At 66.2% G+C, this 20,713-nt stretch carries 19 protein-coding genes; 9 read left to right on the top strand and 10 right to left on the bottom strand.

Annotated elements, in window-relative coordinates; genetic code table 11:
* Positions 1–38: 38 nt before the first annotated feature.
* Positions 39–644, bottom strand: a complete 606-nt coding sequence (locus GTK09_RS07080; protein WP_163462259.1) for a transglutaminase-like cysteine peptidase — start codon at positions 642–644, stop codon at positions 39–41.
* A 652-nt stretch (positions 645–1,296) separates the two neighbouring features.
* Between GTK09_RS07080 and GTK09_RS07085 the strand changes: the two genes are divergently transcribed.
* The 4 genes from GTK09_RS07085 to GTK09_RS07100 all read left to right on the top strand — a co-directional run bounded on the left by GTK09_RS07085 (position 1,297) and on the right by GTK09_RS07100 (position 4,430).
* Positions 1,297–1,665 carry a DUF4189 domain-containing protein gene (locus GTK09_RS07085; RefSeq protein ID WP_163462260.1) on the top strand — a complete coding sequence of 123 codons (369 nt, stop codon included), beginning with the start codon at positions 1,297–1,299 and terminating at the stop codon, positions 1,663–1,665.
* Positions 1,666–1,880: 215 nt separating this feature from the next.
* Positions 1,881–3,530, top strand: coding sequence for an energy-dependent translational throttle protein EttA (gene ettA / locus GTK09_RS07090; protein ID WP_163462261.1), 1,650 nt, complete (start codon positions 1,881–1,883; stop codon positions 3,528–3,530).
* Positions 3,531–3,671: 141 nt separating this feature from the next.
* Positions 3,672–4,025 carry a hypothetical protein gene (locus GTK09_RS07095; RefSeq protein WP_163462262.1) on the top strand — a complete coding sequence of 118 codons (354 nt, stop codon included), beginning with the start codon at positions 3,672–3,674 and terminating at the stop codon, positions 4,023–4,025.
* A 93-nt stretch (positions 4,026–4,118) separates the two neighbouring features.
* Complete coding sequence (locus GTK09_RS07100; RefSeq protein WP_163462264.1) at positions 4,119–4,430, top strand: hypothetical protein; 312 nt, start codon at positions 4,119–4,121, stop codon at positions 4,428–4,430.
* A 147-nt stretch (positions 4,431–4,577) separates the two neighbouring features.
* Here the strand turns inward: GTK09_RS07100 and GTK09_RS07105 are convergent, their stop codons facing one another.
* From GTK09_RS07105 to GTK09_RS07135, 7 genes are all read right to left on the bottom strand, one after another.
* Positions 4,578–6,134, bottom strand: a complete 1,557-nt coding sequence (locus tag GTK09_RS07105) for a DHA2 family efflux MFS transporter permease subunit (RefSeq protein ID WP_163462266.1) — start codon at positions 6,132–6,134, stop codon at positions 4,578–4,580.
* Positions 6,131–7,489, bottom strand: a complete 1,359-nt coding sequence (locus GTK09_RS07110; RefSeq protein ID WP_163462268.1) for an HlyD family secretion protein — start codon at positions 7,487–7,489, stop codon at positions 6,131–6,133. Before GTK09_RS07110 ends, GTK09_RS07105 begins: the two co-directional genes overlap by 4 nt.
* Positions 7,486–8,007, bottom strand: coding sequence for a MarR family winged helix-turn-helix transcriptional regulator (locus tag GTK09_RS07115; protein WP_163462270.1), 522 nt, complete (start codon positions 8,005–8,007; stop codon positions 7,486–7,488). Before GTK09_RS07115 ends, GTK09_RS07110 begins: the two co-directional genes overlap by 4 nt.
* Positions 8,008–8,325: 318 nt before the next feature.
* A complete protein-coding gene (gene pncB / locus GTK09_RS07120; protein ID WP_163462408.1) occupies positions 8,326–9,630 on the bottom strand; it encodes a nicotinate phosphoribosyltransferase in 1,305 nt (434 codons plus the stop codon).
* A 265-nt stretch (positions 9,631–9,895) separates the two neighbouring features.
* Positions 9,896–10,105, bottom strand: a complete 210-nt coding sequence (locus GTK09_RS07125) for a hypothetical protein (RefSeq protein WP_163462272.1) — start codon at positions 10,103–10,105, stop codon at positions 9,896–9,898.
* Positions 10,106–10,237: 132 nt separating this feature from the next.
* Positions 10,238–11,449, bottom strand: a complete 1,212-nt coding sequence (locus GTK09_RS07130) for a DUF1501 domain-containing protein (RefSeq protein WP_163462274.1) — start codon at positions 11,447–11,449, stop codon at positions 10,238–10,240.
* 4 nt (positions 11,450–11,453) lie between these two features.
* Positions 11,454–12,905 (bottom strand): DUF1800 domain-containing protein, encoded by a 1,452-nt coding sequence (locus GTK09_RS07135; protein ID WP_163462276.1) that lies wholly within the window; start codon positions 12,903–12,905, stop codon positions 11,454–11,456.
* A gap of 267 nt (positions 12,906–13,172) precedes the next feature.
* Between GTK09_RS07135 and mgtE the strand changes: the two genes are divergently transcribed.
* A complete protein-coding gene (gene mgtE / locus GTK09_RS07140) occupies positions 13,173–14,582 on the top strand; it encodes a magnesium transporter (protein WP_163462278.1) in 1,410 nt (469 codons plus the stop codon).
* A 114-nt stretch (positions 14,583–14,696) separates the two neighbouring features.
* On the top strand, positions 14,697–15,098 hold the full coding sequence (locus tag GTK09_RS07145) for a MerR family transcriptional regulator (protein WP_163462280.1): 402 nt from the start codon (positions 14,697–14,699) through the stop codon (positions 15,096–15,098).
* Positions 15,099–15,130: 32 nt separating this feature from the next.
* On the opposite strand, the gene GTK09_RS07150 is transcribed toward GTK09_RS07145, so the two are convergent.
* Positions 15,131–16,102, bottom strand: coding sequence for a heparan-alpha-glucosaminide N-acetyltransferase (locus tag GTK09_RS07150; RefSeq protein ID WP_312869691.1), 972 nt, complete (start codon positions 16,100–16,102; stop codon positions 15,131–15,133).
* Positions 16,103–16,273: 171 nt separating this feature from the next.
* Here GTK09_RS07150 and GTK09_RS07155 point away from each other — a divergent pair, with 171 nt between their 5' ends.
* The 3 genes from GTK09_RS07155 to GTK09_RS07165 all read left to right on the top strand — a co-directional run bounded on the left by GTK09_RS07155 (position 16,274) and on the right by GTK09_RS07165 (position 19,479).
* Positions 16,274–17,104, top strand: coding sequence for an aldo/keto reductase (locus GTK09_RS07155; RefSeq protein ID WP_163462282.1), 831 nt, complete (start codon positions 16,274–16,276; stop codon positions 17,102–17,104).
* Complete coding sequence (locus GTK09_RS07160) at positions 17,104–18,489, top strand: mechanosensitive ion channel family protein (RefSeq protein WP_163462284.1); 1,386 nt, start codon at positions 17,104–17,106, stop codon at positions 18,487–18,489. Before GTK09_RS07155 ends, GTK09_RS07160 begins: the two co-directional genes overlap by 1 nt.
* Positions 18,490–18,576: 87 nt before the next feature.
* Positions 18,577–19,479: a YdcF family protein gene (locus GTK09_RS07165; protein WP_246217755.1), complete on the top strand. Its 903-nt coding sequence runs from the start codon at positions 18,577–18,579 to the stop codon at positions 19,477–19,479.
* On the opposite strand, the gene GTK09_RS07170 is transcribed toward GTK09_RS07165, so the two are convergent.
* The gene (locus GTK09_RS07170; protein WP_163462285.1) at positions 19,433–20,116 is read right to left on the bottom strand and encodes a DUF599 domain-containing protein; all 684 of its coding nucleotides are present in this window, start codon (positions 20,114–20,116) and stop codon (positions 19,433–19,435) included. The genes GTK09_RS07165 and GTK09_RS07170 overlap by 47 nt on opposite strands.
* Positions 20,117–20,713 lie beyond the last annotated feature (597 nt).

The raw sequence follows: 20,713 nt of genomic DNA on the forward strand, positions 1-20,713 counted from the left end.
GTGGCGAGGCAGCCGCGGTGGCTGCCTGCCGGATGTCGTCAGCGCACGCTGCCGACGAGGAGATTGCGGTCGTCGACGATGCCGACCCACTTGCCGGCGTCGTTCGCCGCCTGGCGCTTCAGATAGGTGTAGCTCGTCGCCTGCCAGGGCAGGATCTGGTTCTCCAGATTGTCGAGGACGAAGTCGCCCTGGTCGGTCCGCAGCGTCAGGACGGCATGGCCGTCGCCATTGGTCTGCTTGACCACGGTGACGAGCAGGGCCGAAGCCGGAATGCCTTCCCGCTGCAGCATGTACTGCTTGAGGAGAGCGAAGTCTTCGCAGTCGCCTTCGCTTGTCGGATAGGCCCAGTATTCCGCAACGCCGTAGATTTCCTCGTCGGTGCGCGGGAAGATGTTGTTGTTCACTGCCGCATTGACGTCGACGATGCGTGCCCAGATCTGCGGCGTCAGCTTCAGCGCCGCGGAGGTCGCGTTGGCCTCGCAGTTGGCGGCATAGCGCTTGCAGAATTCGTAGTGCCCGATCGGCTGCGACGTATATGCCGTCGTCGGCATCGGCGAGGAAGCGGCCGCTCCGGCGAATTGCGCCGAGGCGAAAAGGCCGATCATTCCGAGAGCGAGGCCCAGCGCCTTCTTGGTCTTGTTCATCGTCGTTCTCCTCGTCGTTGGGAGGAGATTGACATCCGGGCTTTACTTCCGCTCCAAATGTCGAAGCGCAATTCTATTCAAATTTGACGCAATTAGTGGATGGATATACTTGAAAAGAAGTGGATGGCTCGGCGCAAATTGCAGCGTCGGCATTCATCGATCGGCAAGCATACGGGGCGGGCGGCGAGACGAACGCCCTCCCTCGCCCGCCGCTCCGGCCAGGCGGTTCCCGACGAAACCCGGCATTTGAGGGGGATCGGCGGCATTTTCGCGCCCGGCGGCGTGCGCTCGGCGGGTTCCTTCCCGTGCCGGAGGCGCATCCCAGCCGGGGAAGTTCGGCGGCTTGCGACCGCCTTACGGCGATCCCGGACACCCGTCGGCGCGGGCGAATAGGTTAACGCTGCGCCTCTGGAGGCGCATTTGGGGGCGAAATTTCCGTTTTCGGCCGGTTTGCGTGGTTAATGAAGGGCTGCGCGGCGGTTCGGTCCGATCCGGCCTCGAGTTTTCGGCCGCCGACCGGGCGCCGGGCACCGCCCGGCGGGACCGGCGGACAGGAAATAAGCACTCTCAGTCATTTCGGGGGAAACCGTGCGGCGATAAAAGCACGGCGCCGAAACGTCGATTTCGGGCTTTTTCGAAAGGTGTCAGTGCCATGAAATCCCCAAGGGCGCTCAGTCTCGCCGTCTGCTTCTTTGCCTTCGTCAACGTGACCCCCGGACTCGCCGCGGGCGCCATCGCGGTGGACGATGAGGAAGGAATGAAGGCCGGTGAAGTCGGCTACGGTACGGCGACCGGCTATTCGACCCGCGAAGCGGCGGGCGCGGCGGCCCTCCAGAACTGCAAGGACGAAGGCAACACCAACTGCAAGGTCGTCGTTCGCTTCGACACCTGCGGCGCCTATGCCGGTTCCGCCGACTATTTCGGTATCGGCTGGGGCAAGAGCGAGAAGGCGGCCCAGTCCGCGGCGCTCGATCAGTGCGGCAACAAATCCTGCAAGATCGTCGTCTCCGACTGCGAGTGACCGATGCTCCCTAGCGGCGGGTGTTCGGCACCTGCCGCCGGTGGCCATGGGGAACGGGGATCGATCGACGTCCGCTTCGCGGCGGCGCCCGGCGCGCCCGCGCCGGCGATTCGATCAGCGCCGGCGGATCGCTCGTCCGGCGTTGCCCCTTCGGCCGAGATGGCTTAGAGACGGCGCAACTTCTCAAACTCTTTGACACGAAGAGGCAGCGCGCCATGGCTCGCCAGTTCATCTATCACATGTCGGGTCTCTCCAAGGCCTACGGGAACAAGAAGGTTCTCGACAACATCCATCTCTCCTTCTACCCGGACGCCAAGATCGGCATCCTCGGCCCGAACGGCGCCGGCAAGTCGACCCTTCTGAAGATCATGGCGGGCGTCGATACCGAATTCACCGGCGAGGCCTGGGCCGCCGAGGGCGCGACCATCGGCTATCTGCCCCAGGAGCCGCATCTCAACCACGACAAGACGGTCTTCGAGAACGTCATGGAGGGCGTCGCCGACAAGCAGGCGATCCTCGACCGCTACAACGAACTGATGATGAACTACTCCGACGAAACGGCGGAGGAGGGGGCGAAGCTCCAGGACATCATCGACGCGCAGAACCTCTGGGACCTCGAAAACCAGGTCGAGATGGCGATGGACGCGTTGCGCTGCCCGCCGGCCGACGCCGAGATCGAGCCCCTGTCCGGCGGCGAACGTCGCCGCGTCGCGCTCTGCAAGCTGCTCCTGTCGAAGCCCGACATCCTGCTCCTCGACGAGCCGACCAACCATCTCGACGCCGAGACGATCCTGTGGCTGGAAAAGCACCTTCGCGAATACGAGGGCTCGGTGCTGATGGTCACCCACGATCGCTACTTCCTCGACAACGTCACCGGCTGGATCCTCGAGCTCGATCGCGGCCATGGCGTGCCCTACGAGGGCAACTACTCCGTCTATCTGGAGAAGAAGCAGAAGCGCATGCAGCAGGAGGGCCGCGAGGACGACGCCCGCATGCGCGCCATCACCAGAGAGCGCGAGTGGATCAGCCAAGGCGCCAAGGCCCGCCAGACCAAGTCGAAGGCTCGCATCAAGGCCTATAACGAGCTGGTCGAGGCGGCGGAGAACAGAAAGCCGGCCGACGGCAAGATCGTCATTCCGACCGGCGAGCGGCTCGGCAACAAGGTGATCGAGGTCGAGAACCTGACCAAGAGCTTCGGCGACCGGGTGCTGATCGAGAACCTCTCCTTCAAGCTGCCGGCCGGCGGTATCGTCGGCATCATCGGCCCGAACGGCGCCGGCAAGTCGACGCTGTTCAAGATGATCACCGGCCAGGAGAAGCCCGACTCGGGCAAGATCGACATCGGCGAGACGGTGGATCTCGGCTATGTCGACCAGAGCCGTGACGACCTCGACCCGAACCACAACGTCTGGGAGGAGATCTCCGGCGGCGTCGACATCATGAAGCTCGGCAAGTACGAGATGAACTCGCGCGCCTATGTCGGCAACTTCAACTTCAAGGGCCCGAACCAGCAGCAGAAGGTCGGCACGCTGTCCGGCGGCCAGCGCAACCGCGTGCACCTCGCCAAGATGCTGAAGTCCGGCGCCAACGTCATCCTCCTCGACGAGCCGACCAACGACCTCGACACCGAGACGCTGACGGCGCTGGAAGACGCGCTGGAGGAATATGCCGGCTGCGCCGTGGTGATCAGCCATGACCGCATGTTCCTCGATCGGCTCGCCACCCACATCCTCGCCTTCGAGGGCGACAGCCATGTCGAGTGGTTCGAGGGCAACTTCGAGGACTACGAGCAGGACAAGATCCGCCGCCTCGGCCCGGAATCGGTCAACCCGAAGCGCCCGACCTACAAGCGCCTGACGCGCTGAGGCGGAACGATCGGCTGCTGCGGGCTCGGCTGGCCGGGCCCGTGGTTGTCCCGCCGGCGACGCGGGGCGATCGAATGAGCCTCCCGCAAACCGCCGCGATGTCGTAGGATGGCGCGGGGCGATTGCGGGAGTTCATGGTCGATGCGTTCATTTTTCGGGACAAGCCTCGCCGCTGCGGGCTTTGCCGCCGCGGGATTGGCGGCGAACCTGGCCGGTGCCACGCCCGCCGAGGCCAAGCCGGCGCGCTGCTTCACCACCGACGACGGCTATTACCCCTGCGACTTCCGTGCCACCGATCGTGCCGGCAGCTTCGACATTGCCGCGCCGGGCAAGCCGACCTTCTCGCTGATCGTCGAGCGACCGGGATTTGCCTCCGCCTTTGCCGACTTCGGCACCGGCCGCAACGTCTCGCTGCCGGGCATGTATGTTCGCGAGCGCGACCAGCCGGCCTGCTGGTCGAACCCTGAGACCGCGACGAAGATCTGCGCCTGGTAGGGTGCCCACGGCGCGATCTTGCGATTGCTCTGAGAGGTGACCGGAAGCCCCTGCCGCCCGATGGCAGGGCTGTTTGCGGCTCAAAGACGCCGAATGGCGGCGTTGCCTGCGCTTTTGCATGACGATCTCGTGACGGCATGCATGCGGCGCATGGCAGTTCTCGAAATCGCGTGCTTCTTGGGGGACGTTTTCCAGCTTATGTGCGGTGCATCAAAAAGCAAAAACGTTCCGCTGGAGTTCAGGTCAATGCATCGCTCGCGCCTCACGGCCATCGCCATGGATCATGTCGCGCTCGCCCGCGTCACGGGGCGCGGAGCCGTCGACGGCGAGGCCATGCGCCGACCGCAGCTCTCCGTGATGAAGACGCTCGGCATCGACACGCCGTTCATCCAGCGCGCCCGCTGAGGCGCCTTCGACCGGCTCGGGCGCTGCCCGCTGCAGCCGAGGCCGGCTCGGGACAGTCACGCAGAGACGAAAAGAGAAGGCGCCGCGGTTCACCGCCGGCGCCTTTCTTTCGTTCTCTGCGTCGCGCAGGGCGATTTTCGGCCGCGCCTACTCCATCACCGCCGCATGGCTGTCGCCACCGCCGGCCGCCGCCTGTTTCTTCGGCGGGCTCATCAGCGCGAGCAGCGGGATGGCGCAGAGCGTGATGATCATCATCAGCTTGAAGTCGTCCACATAGGCGACCATCGCCGCCTGCGCCGAGGCCGACTGGTTGAGGACGGCCATCATCGTCGTCTGGTCGAGGGGCAGGCTGCTCGCGACATTGGCGAAGTTCGCGTCGAACGGCGTGACGTGCGAGACCAGATCGGCCTTCGAGATCACCATGTTGCGGGCGAGCTCCACCGAGACGATCGAGATGCCGACCGACGAGCCGATGTTGCGCATCAGCGAGAACAGCGCCGCCGCGTCGGCGCGAAACCGCGGCTCCAGTGTCGCGAAGGCGAGGGTCGACAGGGGCACGAAGACGAGGCCGAGCCCCAGCCCCTGGACGACGCCCGAGACGATGATCGGCGTGTCGTCCATGGTGATCGAGAAGCCCGACATCTGCCACAGCGAGATCGCCGTCAGGCAGAGGCCGGTGAAGATCAGGATGCGCGTGTCGACCTTGCCGACGAGGCGGCCGACGACGAGCATCGAGATCATCGTGCCGACGCCGCGCGGGGCGAGCACGATGCCGGTCGTCACCACCGGGTAGTTGAGGATGTTCTGCAGCATCGGCGGCAGCAGCGCGAGGCCGGCGAGCAGGATCATGCCGACGACGAAGATCATCATCAGCGCGATGACGAGGTTGCGGTCGGTGAAGATCTTCGGGTCGATGAAGGCCTGTTCGCGCCCGGTGATGTGCAGGGTGAACACCCAGATGCCGGTGATGGCGAGGCCGAGTTCGATCCAGATCTCGGCCGAGGAGAACCAGTCCACCTGTTCGCCGCGGTCGAGGAACAACTGCAGCGCGCCGATGAACAAGGACAGCATGGCGAAGCCGAAGAAGTCGAAGCCGCGCTGGCGCTTCGGCGTGTTCGGCAGGAAGAAGATCATGCCGGCCAGCGCCAGCGCCCCGATCGGCAGGTTGACGAAGAAGACGTAGCGCCAGTTGAAGGTCTCGGTCAGCCAGCCGCCGAGCGTCGGGCCGATGATCGGGCCGACCATGATGCCGGCGCCCCAGATCGCCATGGCGCTGCCATGCTGCTCCTTGGTGTTGATGGTCAGAAGCACCGTCTGGGACAGCGGCACCAATGCAGCGCCGCACAGGCCCTGGAGCAGCCGGAAGAAGATCATCTCCTCGAGGCTGGTTGAAACGCCGCAGGCCATCGAGGTCGCGACGAAGCCGGCCGCCGAAACGATGAACACCTGGCGAAGGCCGAAGCGGTCCGACAGCCAGCCGGTCACCGGCGTCATGATCGCGGCGGCGACGATGTAGGACGTCAGCACCCAGTTGATCTGGTCCTGCGAGGCCTGCAGCGAGCCCTGCATGTTCGGCAGCGCGACGTTGGCGATCGTGGTGTCGAGCACCTGCATGATCGTCGCGAGCATGATTGAGACGGTGATCAGGCCCTTGAAGGGGACGTTCTTCGGGTCGACCGCCCCGCCCGAGCCGGCGGCGCTCATTGCGAGCGGGTCGCGCCGGCGGCCCCTCCCGTGGGCGCCGCGGTCGCGGCGGGCTCGTTCGAGCTCTTCGTTGCGGCAAGCGTGGTATCGCCGTTACGGGTGGCGGCGACGGCGTTCTCGCTGCGCACCCACCGTTCGAGGCCGAGCGCGGTGGTGACCGGCTGCATGAAATCCGGGAAGCCGCGCACCTCGCCGGTGTCGACCGTGACGTCGGCGCTCATGCCGGCGCGCAAAGGCGGCAGTTGGGCGTCCTTCTCGATGTGAATGCGCACGGGGATGCGCTGGACGACCTTCACCCAGTTGCCGGTGGCGTTCTGCGCCGGCAGGAGCGCGAATTCCGAGCCGGTGCCGGCGCCGATCGAACCGACGGTTCCCTCCAGCGAGACGTCGGGATAGGCGTCGAAGGTGAGGGTGACGGGCTGGCCCGGCCGCATGTGGGTGAGGTCGGTTTCCTTGTAGTTCGCATCGACCCAGCTCTCGTCCGCCTCGACGATCGCCATGACGGACATGGAGGGCGTGACGTACTGGCCGACCTGCAGCCTGTCGGTCTGGCTGACGACGCCGGGTTCCGAGGCCCGCACCACGGTATGGTCGAGATCGAGCTGGGCGGAATGCAGCGCGGCGAGGGCCTGCATCACGGTCGGATGCTGGTCGGTGGGAATCTTCGGATCCCCGGCGAGGGCCGCCTTGGCCGAAATCACCGCCTGCTCGGCGCTGGCCTGGTCGCCTTGCGCCTTCTGCAAGGCAAGGCGCGCATCGTCGAAGGTGCTCTGCGAGGAAACGCCGTGCTTCACCAGGGCCTGCTGGCGGTCGAAGGTCGCCTTGGCCGTGGCCACCGAATCGCCCATGGTCTGGGCGTCGACGACGGCCTGCTGATAGGCGGCTTTCAGCTTCTCGACCGTCAGCCGGGCACTTTCCAGATTGGCCTTCTCCTGCTCGACGGCGGCGCGATAGGCGCTGTCGTCGATGGTGAAGAGCACCTCGCCGGCGCCGACCGCCTGGTTCTCGGCGACGTCGACCTTGGCGATCTGGCCCGACACCTGCGGCATGACGGTGACGCGGTCCTGGTGGACATAGGCGTCGTCGGTTTCGACGAAGCGGCCGCCGGTGACCCAGTAGAACGCGCCGGCGACGGCGAGGACGAGCGGCACCGAGACGATCAGAAGGCGGCGGAGGCCGCCCCGCTTCTTCCGGGCGGGGGTCGGAGCGGCTGCGGGCGGGGCGCTCGGGGCGGCGGTCGTCGCTTCGTCCCTGGCGGTCTTGGCGCCGTCGTCCGATTTTGCGGTTTCCGCCGGACCTTCCGCGGCAAGCGGCTTCGCCTCGGCCAGGTCCTGCTTGCGGTGCTGGGCGTTCATGCGGTGGTCTCCTGGCTCGCATCGATGCGATCGCGGCGACGTGGAGCGGCGGTTTCGGACGCGCTCCCCGCCGTTTCGGCATCGGAAAGGTTCTTGACGACGACGCCGAGGCTATCGAGCAGCTGCCGGCGGGCCTCCTCGGACAGTCCCTGCTGCGCCTCCGCGAAGATCTCGTCGGCCAGCACCCGCATCGGATGGATCAGCTCTCGCGCCTTGGCCGTGGTGAACAACTGCTTGGCCCGGCGGTCGTACGGATCCTGCTTGCGCACGACGAGGCCGGCGCTCGCCATGCGGTCGATGTGCCGGCAAAGGGTCATCGGCTCGAGATCGACGAGGGTGGCGAGACCAACCTGGCTGATCCCCTCGTTGCGGGACAGCCGAGCGATGATGCGCATCTGCGCCGACGTCATGTCGATGTCGCGGCTCTTCTGCTCGAAGCGGCGGCGCATCAGCCGGGCGGCGTCACCGAGGAGGAAGCCGAGGCTGGGATCGGGGAGGTGGGGATCTTCGCTTTGCATGTCGGCTATATAATAAGCACAGTTATAATAGGCAAGTCGATAATGGTCCTCCCTGACTACAGCCATCGCACTGCCGACGAGAAGGAGGGGAAGACGGAATGTCGGGGGGCGAGCGAGCGCTTGCGCGGCGCGGGCGAGACGCGCCGATCCGTTGCGCCTTGAAGACGCTCGGCCATGCAATTCGGCGCGATCAGCGCCTTCGGCGCCCGCGTCAGTGCGTGACGCGGCGCGGCAAGGGGTCTGGAAAATGCCAGGGGTCGCCGGTTATCAGATTCCCGGCAGCGAGCGGCAAGGACGCGACGGCGGCGGCCTCGCCCGTCAAACCGCCAGGGCGCGGGCCTCGTAGGGCGTTTCGCCGAAGATGCGCTTGTAGCGCTCGACGGCTTCGGGCTCGCCGCTCGCCTTGGCGGGATTGTCCGAGAGCTTGACCGCCGGGCGGCCGTTGACGGACGCCACCTTGCAGACCAGCGAGATCGGATCGAGCCCGCCCATCGGCTCGGGCGCGACGCCGCGGAAGTCGTTGGTGAGGTTGGTGCCCCAGCCGAAGCTCGTGCGCACGCGCCCGTCGAAATGGCGGTAGGTTCGCTCGATCGTGTCGGAATCCATGCCGTCGGAAAAGACCAGGAGCTTCTCGCGCGGGTTCTCGCCCATCATCCGCCACCAGGCGATGATCTCCTCGCCGCCTTGGATCGGCGGTGCGGAATCGGGCCGGAAGCCGGTCCAGCGGGCGATCCACGACGGCGCCTTGGCGAGGAACGAGCCGGTGCCGAAGGTGTCCGGCAGGACGATCAGGAGATTGCCGCCATAGTAGCTCTGCCACTCCGCGAGCACCTTGTACGGCGCCTCGCGGAGCTCCTCGTCGGTCTCGGCGAGGGCGGCCACCACCATGGGCAGTTCGTGGGCGTTGGTGCCGATTGCCTCAAGGTCGGCCTCCATGGCGAGGAGGACGTTGGACGAACCGATGAAGCGATCGCCGAGCCCTTCCTTCAGGGCCTCGACGCACCAGCGCTGCCACAGGAAGGAATGGCGCCGCCGCGTGCCGAAATCGGTAATCTTCAAGTTCGGCAGTGCCTGCAGCCGCTCGACCTTCTCCCACATTTTGGCCTTGGCGCGGGCATAAAGGACGTCGAGCTCGAAGCGCTTGAACTCCTTCATCACGGCGCGCGAGCGCAGCTCGTTGATGATCGCCAGCGCCGGAATCTCCCACATCATCGTGTGGGACCAGGGGCCGTGGAAGTCGAGTTCGAACTGGCCGTCGACGCGCCGCAGCTCGTATTCCGGCAGCTTGAAGTCCGCCAGCCATTCCAGGAAATCCGGCCGGAAGATCTGCTTGGTGCCGTAGAAGGTGTTGCCGGCGAGCCAGATCATCTCGCGCTTGGAGAAGGTCAGCTCGCGGGCATGGTCGAGCTGGTCGCGCAGTTCCGCTTCGTCGATGATGTCGGCGAGCCGGACGTCTTTCGACCGGTTGATCAGCGAGAAGGTGACGTCGACATCCGGATGCAGGCCGCGCACCATCTGCAGCATCAGGAGTTTGTAGAAGTCGGTGTCGAGCAGGCTGCGCAGGATCGGATCGAGCTTGAACGTGTGGTTCCAGACCCGGGTGGCGATGTCCGTCGCGACCATTCCGTTCATCGATCCATCTCGCTCAACTCGTGCGACAACCGGCCGTCTCCTCCGACCATTCGGCCGGGCGCCCTCGTCTGCTTCATGCGGGGCGAGACGGCACCGCGTCAAGCGATGCCGTGCCGGCCGGAGCGGTGCCGAACTGTTCGCAGAGACGGCACAGGCCACCGATCCGAGCTCCCATCGCGACCGAGGAACGTCTTCGCCATCGGCCGGAAGGCGCAAGGACCGCCGGAAGGAGAGGTTATATCCGGGCGGGTGCCCGTCAGCCCTTGCGGGCCTCGATGCGGTTGACGACGCGCTTCAGCGACGTCATCGATTGGGTGACGTTTCGGCAGTCGTGCTGGGCTTCGGCGAGCGCCTCGGCATCGACCGGCTGGCCGCTTTCCAGATCGGCCAGGAACTCGCAGATCTCGCCGACGCGATCGCCGATCGAATCGATCGCACCCTCAAGATCCTTCGTCGCAACGCTCATCTTCACCTGCCCCCGTGACCCGCCGGCATCCCGCCGCGCGAGCGACACCCCTGCCGCTCGCCCATCAATATCGCAGGCCCGGTGTGGTGAAAAGAACCTGCGCGAGAGCAACGTCATCGAAGGCGTACGCGGCTACGTCACGAGCCCCGCCATCGGCCGCACGCCGATGCTGTCGGGGAAGATGTCGGACGCGAGCGTCTTCTCCGAGAGGCCGAGATGGTCCTTGAGGACGCCCTTGAGGACGGCGCGCAGATCCGTCGTCGGCTTGAGGTCGCGGCCTTCGTGAAGATCGGCCTCGCGCAGTCCCGGCCAGTCCGCGACGACACGACCGCCCTTCACCGCGCCGCCGACGAGGAAGGCGGTCGTGCCGGTGCCGTGATCGGTGCCGCCGCCGCCGTTCCCCCAGGCGGTCCGGCCGAACTCCGTGACCACGGCGACGACCGTGTCCTTCCAGGCCGGGCCGAGGCCCCGCGCGAGATCGTCGAGGGCAAGGTCGAGGGCGGTGAGGTTTTTCGCCAGGCGACCGTTGTCGGCACCTTCCTTCACATGGGTGTCCCAGCCTTCGTAGCTGATGGCGGCGAGGCGCGGCCCGTCTTCCTGGGCCAGCAGTCTAGCCGCACCCTCGGCGAGAATGCGGAAAGCCCGGGCAGGCCCCTTCTTGGCGTCGAACGGGCTGTCCGCCATCATCTTGTCGGTCTCGAGCCCCGCGTTCAGAAGCTTGGCGAGTTCCAGGTCGGTCTCGCCGTAAAGCGAGGCGAGCCGCAGGGCGGTGTCCTCTTCGGCCGCCCGGAAGTTCTGGGGCGACCAGGTCAGCGTGCCGGCCGGTCCTGTCAGGATGAGGGGGATCGTCGGGCCGATCGAAAGGCCGGGCTGTGCGGCGACCCGCTCGCCCACGGGAAGCGCGCTGGCGGCGCGGTTCAGCCAGCCGGTCTTGCCGATCGAGGGGCCGCCGAGGCCGCTTTCGAGCACGTTCTGCCCGGCGAAATGGGATCGGTCGCGGTAGGGCGTGGCGACGGCATGGACGACGAGCGCCTCGCCCTTCGAGAACCGCGCATGGAGCTTCGGCATGGCATCGTTGAGGGCGAAGAAGCCGCCGTCCAAAGCAAGCACGTCCTTGCCGCCCTCGCCGAGGGCGAGCGCGCCGCGGATGGCGCGATAGTTCGGGTCGGCGATCGGGGCGACGGTCGCCAGGCCGTCGAGGGCGCCGCGCAACAGGACGACGACGAAGCGCGGATCGCGCGTGCCGGCGAAGCCGGCCTTCGGCATCGCCGCCCAGGCGGCGAGGGAGCCGGCGCCGACGAGCAGGTTGCGCCGCGTCAGCGCGGTGTAATTGCAGCTTTCCATCGCCCTATCTCCGCTGGAATTCCGGGCTCATCAACATCAAGGCATAGGCCTGGCGAGGGCTCTCCGCCCGCCGGATCGCTTCCCGGGTCGGCTCGGTGAGGAGGTCGCCCAGCGCCGCCTCGGCCATCATTTCAGGGTCCTCGGGCCGCGTGCGGGCAGCCAGGAACTGGGCGTAGTCCAGCCGGTTGGTCATGGCGTCGGCCGCCAGCCAGTAGCGCGAATCGCCCGGAAAGCCGGCCGGCGAGGGCGGCGACCAGGGCGTTTGTCCGAGTGTGGCGAGGCCCCGGCGGATGTCATTGAACTCGTACTTCACCGGAAGGCTGCGGATCGACGACCAGACGAATTCCTGCGGCGTTCGCAATTTGGCGGGGGGCGCAATCCACGAACGCGCGTCGGTGACGAGCGCTTCGGTGACGAGGCCGAGATCGCCGCCGCTCCGCTCGAACACCTTCGCCAGCTTGTCGACCAGCGCTTTCGGCGGATCGTCCGCGACGAAGGCCTGGACCAGCTTGAAGGCGATGTGGCGGGCCGTGGCGGGGTGATGAGCGAGATCGGTCATGATCGCCCGCGCCTGGGCCTGGCCCTTCTGGTCATAGACCTTGCCCAACACCGTGACCGGTCCCGGCTCGTGAACGGCACTGTAGAAGACGAAGGTTCCGCAGTTGGGGCGCTCGGGATTGACCGACAAGCTCCAGCCGGTCAGGGCGTTGGCGAGAGCGCGAACGTCGGCCTGATCGTAACCGCCGTCGACGCCGAGCGTATGAAGCTCGAGCATCTCGCGGCCATAATTCTCGTTGAGGCCGAACTTGTCCTTCATCTTGCGGGCGGCGCGGCTGTCGATGCCGGCGGAAATATGGTTGTCGAGGTAGAAGAGCATCGCCGGATGGTGCGCGACGGCCGACAGCATGTCCTCGAAGCGGCCGAGCACGTTCGGCCTGATCGCCTCGCGCTCGAAGGCACCGACGATGGCCATCACCCGCGGATTGCTGTCCTTCTCGATGGCGAAGTGGTTGGACCAGAAGTCGACGAGCCGCTCGAAGAAGCCGATCGGGGCGGCCTGCTTGCGGGCGATCATCGCCTCGAACTCGGCATTGTAGGCGTCGAGATGGGGATGTTCAGGCTTGAAGGCGTCCTTCTCCATGGCCTGCATCGTCATTGCGCCGCCGTCCCGCGGGGCCATGGCGGACGCGTCATCCGCCGTCATCGCGGCCTCGGCACCGCCCTTCACCAGCGCGTTCTGCTCCTTCTTGGCCATGTGGACGCGGGCAAAGTAGGTCTGGACGGTGGAGAAGATCTTCTGCGTCGAGGGGAGCTTCGGCCCGGCGGGAAGCCTCGCCTCGCTTTCGGCCTCGGCAAGCAGCGCCCCGATCGGATCGGTTCCGAAGACGTCGGCCTGGCTCGGGCGTAGTCCCAAGCCGAAGCGCGTTGCTGCAAAGGCGGCGGACGGTCTCTTCATGGCAGTCGATCTTAGCTTCGCAACGAATGATTCCGCGGCTTTTGCTTCGCGGCTGCGGGCCCATCGTCAGTTTGGCCGACGCTCGAACACTGTCACGCGAGCTTATCGCCGTTCAATGCGACCGAAGGAAGGCGCGCCGTTCCGGTCGCATCCGCCGCCACCCGCGATTTCATCGTCCGGCCCCATTTCTGTTTGCCTGCGCTTGCGTTAGACGCGGAGGGAGGCGCGCGCCGCGTCACCGATTCCAAACTTCGACGGGAGGGCAACATGGCTGACACGCAGCATGTCTTGGATGCGCCTTCTCCCGAACCGAGAAGCGGCATCTACGACGCCGACGGCTACCTCGCCGAGGACTTCCTCGACAAGGTCAAGGATGCGATCGAGGCCGAGGACGCGGCCTATCTGCGCGAGACCATCGGGCCGCTGCACGAATCCGAGCTCGGCGACGTCCTGCGCAATCTCGGCCACGATCAGCGCCAGGCGCTCGTCCGGCTCATGGGCGAGGAGTTCGACTACACCGCGCTGACCGAGGTCGACGAGGCGATCCGCCTGTCGATCGTCGACGCGATGCCGAACGACCAGGTCGCCGAGGCCCTGCGCGAGCTCGATTCCGACGATGCCGTCTACATTCTGGAGGATCTGGACGAGGAGGACCGCAAGGAGATCCTCGCCAAGCTGCCGTTCCGCGAGCGGCTGCGGCTGCGGCGATCGCTCGAATATCCCGAAGAATCCGCCGGCCGGCGCATGCAGACGGAATTCGTCGCCGTCCCGCCCTATTGGACCGTCGGCCAGACGATCGACTACATGCGCGACGAGGAGGACCTGCCGGAATCCTTCGCCCAGATCTTCGTCGTCGACCCGACCTTCAAGCTGCTCGGCGCCGTCGATCTCGACCGCATCCTGCGCACCCGCCGTCCCGCCAAGATCGAAGAGATCATGCACGAGACGCGCCACGCCATCCCGGCCGAGACAGACCAGGAAGAGGCGGCGCAGATCATCGAGCAATATGATCTGCTCTCGGCCGCCGTCGTCGACGAGACCGAGCGACTGGTCGGCGTGCTCACCATCGACGACGTCATCGACATCGTCCAGCAGGAGGCGGAGGAGGACATCCGCCGAATGGGCGGCGTCGGCGACGAGGAGATCTCCGATACCGTGTTGACGGCGGCGCGCTCGCGCTTCCTCTGGCTGCTGATCAATCTGGCGACGGCGATCCTCGCCTCGCTGGTCATCGGCGTCTTCGACGCGACCATCCAGCAGATGGTCGCGCTCGCCGTGCTGATGCCGATCGTCGCCTCGATGGGCGGCAATGCCGGCACCCAGACGATGACCGTCACCGTGCGAGCGCTCGCCTCCCGCGATCTCGACATCTACAATGCCGGGCGCATCGTCAGGAGGGAGGTGCTGATCGGCCTTCTCAACGGCGTGGTCTTCGCCGTCCTGATCGGCATCGTCGCCTCGCTGTGGTTCGAGGACGTCGCGCTTGGCCAGGTGATCGCCATCGCCATGGTCGTCAACATGCTGGCGGCGGCGCTGGCGGGCATCCTCATTCCGCTGCTGCTCGACCATTTCGGCGCCGATCCGGCAATCTCCTCGGGCACGTTCGTGACGACGGTCACCGACGTCGTCGGGTTCTTCGCGTTTCTCGGATTGGCGGCTTGGTGGTTCGCGGTGTGAGCGCGGCGACCGGCAAGCCCCGTGCCTCACGCACGAAAGCCGATAGACGGATTTGACTTTTACGTAACTCGTGGCGCAAGCATGCCGAAGGGCACGTCTGCAGCCGGGGAACCCATGCGGGAACACTACACGATCACCGAACTTACCCGTGAGTTCGGCATCTCGACGCGGACGATCCGCTTCTACGAAGACGAAGGGCTCATTCATCCCATCCGGCGTGGCCGCACCCGGTTGTTCCGGCCGTCCGATCGCAATCTCCTGAAGAACATCCTGCGCGGCAAGCGGCTCGGCTTCTCGATCTCGGAGATCCGCGAGATCGTGCAGATGTATCGCGAGCCGCCGGGGGAGGCCGGCCAGCTGCGTGCCATCCTGCGCAAGGTGGCCGAGCGGCGGATCGAGCTCGAACAGAAGCGCCGCGACATCGACGACATGCTGGGTGAACTGGAAGCGGCGGAGGAAGCCTGCCTCACCCGCATGGCCGAACTCGGCGTTGGCCAGACCTCGCGCTCGGGCTGAGCTGCCTGCGCCGACCCGTCTCTCGCTCCGGGTCACTCCCCCGCCGGACGCGCGGCGTCGAAGCTGCAGGAGGTGGTGATCTCCCTGATGCGCGTCATCTCGCCGGGACCGGCATCGTTCTCCATCAGCATGTCGAACAGGGACTCCTCCTTCAACCGCCGCTCCGCGCAGCCGCAATAGCGTTCGCAGAAGGCGGCGTCCTGCGTGGCGAGGCAGGCCTTGGTGCAGTCGCCGCGGAAGATCGCGTCACGATCGGCCGGAGCGACGAGGGAAAACAGCGCGACGAGGCCGAACAGCAGCGGCTGGTGCAACAGGTAGATGATCAGCGCGTGGCGCCCGGCGAAGGCGAGCGGCGAGAGCCGCTTCAGCCGGTCGTTCCAGCCGCGCATCACGGCGACGAAATCCCTGTCGACGGCAATGCGTCCCGCCGCGATGCCGATCAGCACCGCGCCGAAGAACGGGAAGATCGGCACCAGATCGTTCGACAGCGGCATCGTTTCGGAGAACCAGCCGAGCCAGGCGAGCCAGCGGCTGTCGAAGCCCGGCAGGCTGACGAAGCTCGGCGCCGCGACGACGAGGATGCCGGCGAGCGCCGTCAGCCAGGCCGGCAGCCGCAGGAAGGCGAGGCCGACGAGGCTGGCCAGCGCGATGTGATGGAGGATGCCGAAGAAGACGAAGCTGTTGGGTGTGGCGAAGAGCGTCGCGATCGTGACGGCGAGGGCGCCTGCGACGATCTGACCGAGACGGATCGCATATTTCCGCCAGCGGATCCGTTTCCCATGGGCGAGCACCAGCGAGAAGCCGACGAGGAAGAGGAAGCTCGACGCGATGCAGCGGGCGAAGATCCGCCATCCGCCCTGGGCCGTCAGGCCCTCCTGGACATAGGAGAAATGCTCCAGATCCCAGGTGAAATGATAGATCGTCATCGCGGCGATCGCGACGGCCCGGGCGAGATCGACGATCTCGATCCGGCCCCGGGAGGGCGGTTTGACGCTGTCTGACACGGGCTACCCCTTTTAAGTCCGGCTGGCTCTACAGCGTTCGAACGCGGCGTGAAAGACGGGTGGGCATGCCACGGCGCGCAGTGGGTGATGGAACACAGGCGGCACCGCCTAATTTCTCTCGTTGAACCGCGCCGAACCGCAGGCGCCCGCAGACCGTTCGAAAGGGAACCCATGAAGATCATCGAAGCCGGCCCCGCAAAAATCCCGGCCATCGGTCTCGGCACCTATACGCTCGAGGGCGAGACCTGCATCGACATGGTGCAGCGCGCCATCGAGGCCGGCTACCGCCACATCGACACCGCCCGCATGTATGGCAACGAGCGCGAGGTCGGGGAGGGGGTCCGCAGGAGCGGCATCGCCCGCGACGAGATCTTCGTCACCACCAAGATCTGGTGGACCGACCTTGCCGAAAATGATCTGAGCGCTGCGGCGCGCGATTCGATCGACAAGATCGGCATCGGCGCCGTCGACCTCCTGCTGATCCATTGGCCGAACCCGGACGTCGCCCTCGAAGAGTCGATCGACGCGCTCTGCGCGACGGTGGACGACGGGCTGACCAAGCATGTCGGTGTCGCCAACTTCACCTCGACCCTCCTCGACGAGGCGGCGACGATGGCGTCCCATCCGCTGGTGTGCAATCAGGTCGAATATCACCCGTTCCTGGCGCAGGAGCAGGTGCTCGCCGCCTGCCGCCGTCACGAGATGGCGATGATCGCCTACTCGCCGATCGGCCGGGGCGGCGAGGTCCTCAGCCACCCGGTCATCCGCAGTGCCGCCGAGCGCCACGGCAAGTCTCCGGCGCAGATCGTCCTCAGATGGGAGATCGAGCAGGACGGCGTCGGCGCCATCCCGCGGACCTCCAAGCCCGAAAGGCTCGCGGAGAATCTCGAGATCTTCGATTTCGAGCTCTATGACGACGAGCGGGCGGCGATCACCGCTCTGACGAAGCGCGACGAACGGCTGGTCAATCCGTCCTTCGCGCCGAACTGGGACCGCACCTGATGGATTCGGCGATGCTGCGGCGCATCGAGGCCCAGCTCTCCGGCTGGCTGCACTCGGCGCTGCAGTTCTTCTATCAGCCTTCGACCCTGGCACAGATCGCGGCGATCGCGATCTGTGCCATGGTCGCCGTCGCCCTCGACCGGCTCACCCGCGGGGCGATCGAGGCGCAGGCGCGCAAGATCCGCGCGGCGCCAAGCCTGCTCCGGGTCATCGTCGCGCTGCGCCGGCGCATGAAGCTGGTGTTCTTCGTCTTCGGCCTCTGGCTCCTGACCCTTGCCGACAGCGCCGCCGGCGGCCCGCGGTCCTCGCTGATCTCGGTCGTCTTCAACCTTTCGCTCGCCTATCTGGTGATCTCGGTCGGCTCGCGGGTCGTCAGGAACCGGCTCGCCGCCCGGATCATCACCATCACCGCCTGGATCGTCGCGGCCCTGTCGATCCTCGATCTGACGGAGCCGGTTTCCCGGGCCCTCGACGCGACGGGGATCTCGATCGGCGAAGCGCGCATCTCGGCGCTTCTGGTGATCAAGGCGGTGATCGTGCTGGCGATCACCCTGTGGCTCGCTTCGATCGTCGGCAACTTCCTCGACACCCGCGTCAAGCGCAGCGAGGAACTGACGCCGGCTTTGCGGGTGCTGATCGGCAAGCTGCTCAAGGTCGGGCTGATCCTCGTCGCCTGCGTGGTCGCGCTGGCGGCGGTCGGCGTCGACCTCACCGCTTTGACCGTCCTGTCCGGCGCGCTCGGCGTCGGGCTCGGCTTCGGCCTGCAGAAGGTGGTGTCGAACTTCATCTCGGGAATCATCATTCTCACCGACCGGTCGATCAAGCCGGGCGACACCATCTCGCTCGGCGACACCTTCGGCTGGATCCGGGAGCTGCGCGCCCGTTTCGTCTCGGTCATCACCCGTGACGGCAAGGAATATCTGATCCCGAACGAGGACTTCATCACCAATCAGGTGATCAACTGGTCGTTCTCCAACGACCTCGTGCGCATCGACGTGACTTTCGGCGTCTCCTACGATTCCGACCCTCACGCGGTGACCCGCATCGCCAAGGCGGCGACGGCCTCTGTCGGCCGCGTCGTCTCGGATCGGCCGGCGGTCTGCTGGCTCACCGGCTTCGGCGACTCCTCCCTCGACTTCGTCCTCCGCTTCTGGATCCGCGACCCGCAGGCGGGGCTGACCAACGTCCGGGGCGAGGTGCTCCTGGCGCTCTGGGACGCCTTCAAGGAAAACGGCATCGGCATTCCATTCCCCCATCGCGAGATCCTGATGAAGACGCCGGTGACCTTCACCGGCGACGGCGCGTCCGCGAGGCCGGCGCCGGAGGAGAGCGTCGAGGCGCGCAAGGCGCGGCGGCAGGCCGCCGACGGGGGCGAGGCCGTGTGAGCGGAGGGGAAGGGCCGGGCGCGGCCAACTAGCAACAGTGCCTGGCAAAGCCTGGACCGGCGGCTGTGCGCGTGCCACCGCGCGGCTATGGTCCGCGCCAACTGCCCTCGCTGGATCATCCCGGAGTATCAGGCCCTGTTCTTCTATGTCGCCAAGCTCGGCTGGTTCGTCGTCCAGCCGCTCGTCGCCATTCTCCTCCTGGCGGCCCTCGGCCTGATCGTCATTTGGCTAGGTCGGCGCCGATTCGGGCAGTTCCTGGTCGTTCTCGCGCTCGTCGTTCTCGCCGTCTTCAGCCTCAGCCCGCTCGGGCTGGTGATGACGGCGGCGCTGGAGGACCGGTTTCCGCGGCCGCAACTGCCGGAGAGGGTCGCCGGCATCGTCGTCCTCGGCGGCGCGTTCGACACCCGGATTGCGCGGACGCGCGGCCAGGCGGAGTTGAACGACGCGGCCGACCGGGTGACCGAGGCGCTGATTCTCTCGCGGCGCTACCCCGAGGCCAAGGTGATTTTCTCCGGCGGCGACGCCTCGATCCTCGCCGAGGACGTCCCCGAGACCCTTTCGGCGCGGAACTTCTTTCTCGGCGCCGGGCTCGAGCCGGGCCGGCTGATCCTCGACGGCAAGGCCCGCGACACCTTCGAGAACGCCGTCTACGCCAGGGAACTGGCCGAGCCGAAGCCGGGCGAGACCTGGCTGTTGATCACCTCGGCCTTCCACATGCCGCGGGCCGTCGGCTGCTTCCGCCAGGCGGGCTTTGAGGTACTGCCCTATCCGGTCGACTATCGCACGCCGGCGGGAGCGGAGATGCTGCGGCCGTCGACCACGTCGATCCGCAACCTCGAGAAGGTGCATTTCGCCATTCGCGAATATCTCGGCCTTCTGGCCTATCGGCTTAAGGGGCGGACGGATGCGCTCTTCCCGGCGCCGAAGGCCGGTGAAGGAACACCTATTCCTGAAGGATCCGGATCGCCGGCGAGCGGAACTGCCGATTGACGAGGATCGCGACCACGAAGGCGGTCGAGGCGATCAGGACGTATGGTCCGATCAGCCATCCGAGATAGGCGACGGCGAAGAAGATCGCCCTCAGGCCGGAATTGAAGTGCCGGCCGGCGATCTGGTTGATCACGATCGTGCGCTCGACGGCGCGCTCGGCGCCGGCCGGATCGGCCGCCGCATCCTCGCGCATCGGAACTGCGCCGATCAGGATCGAGCAATAGTTGAACAGCCGGTAGGACCAGCCGAACTTGAAGAAGGCGTAGCAGAAGATCACGACGAGGCCGAACAGCTTCAGTTCGACCAGAGCCTTGTCGAGGCCGCCGGAAAACGGCAGGTCGGTGGCGATCGCAGAGATCCGCTCGGCCGAGCCCAGAAGGGCGAAGCAGCCGCCGATGGCGAAGATGCAGGCCGAGGCGAAGAACGCCGTGCCCTGTTGCAGCCCGGCCATGATCGCCGTGTCGATCATCCTGAGATCGCGGGTCAGCATCGCCCGCATCCACACCGCCCGCTGGACGTTCATCGCGCCCGACAGCCCAGTGCCCTTGCGCGCATATCGGTGGACGACGAAATTGTAGACGATCCAGCTCCCCAGGAAGGCGGAGATGGCGATGGTGTCGGCAGTGGAGAGGCTCATGTCGATCGGACACCGTAGCGAGATCGAAACCACTTCGGCAGGCTGAAGGCTTCCTTCATTCCCCGTTAGGCCGTCGCATGCAAGCTCAAGGTCAAGTCCGACGCAAGGCTGCCATGCAAGATCGGGCGGGAAAATTCGGTACGGGGCCCGCTTGTGGGCGCACGTATTAAGCGATAATTAACGCGCGGGTTCCTGATCGGGGGAGATGATCGGGAGCTCGGGAATTCTGGGGTTCAGGACAGCTTCTGCTCATGGATGACAGCGTGCGAAAATCGTGCTGGGGCGTAACCGTTTGGACGGTCGCGATCTTCTCGGCAATGATGATTCTGGGTTTTCTCTGCTCGAACGCAGAGACGGTGGCGATCGCCGCCAACTAGCCAAGCGGATCGGCATTTGATCGCGACGTGCGGACTCCGCCGGATCGACGGTCGAATGCGAAGGCTCTGCCGGGCATGCCGCTCTCGCTAGTGCGAGGCGGCCTAGACAGATTTCCGAATCGATGCGGAAGACCGCGGGCGCCAGATGCACCCGCCGGCGACGCCGTGGCTTGATCGATTGGCGTGAGGTCGGCCATTCGGGGTCGCTCGGCGGCTGAGC

The organism is Jiella pacifica, from assembly GCF_010500815.1.
In the GTDB taxonomy this organism is placed as follows: domain Bacteria; phylum Pseudomonadota; class Alphaproteobacteria; order Rhizobiales; family Rhizobiaceae; genus Jiella; species Jiella pacifica.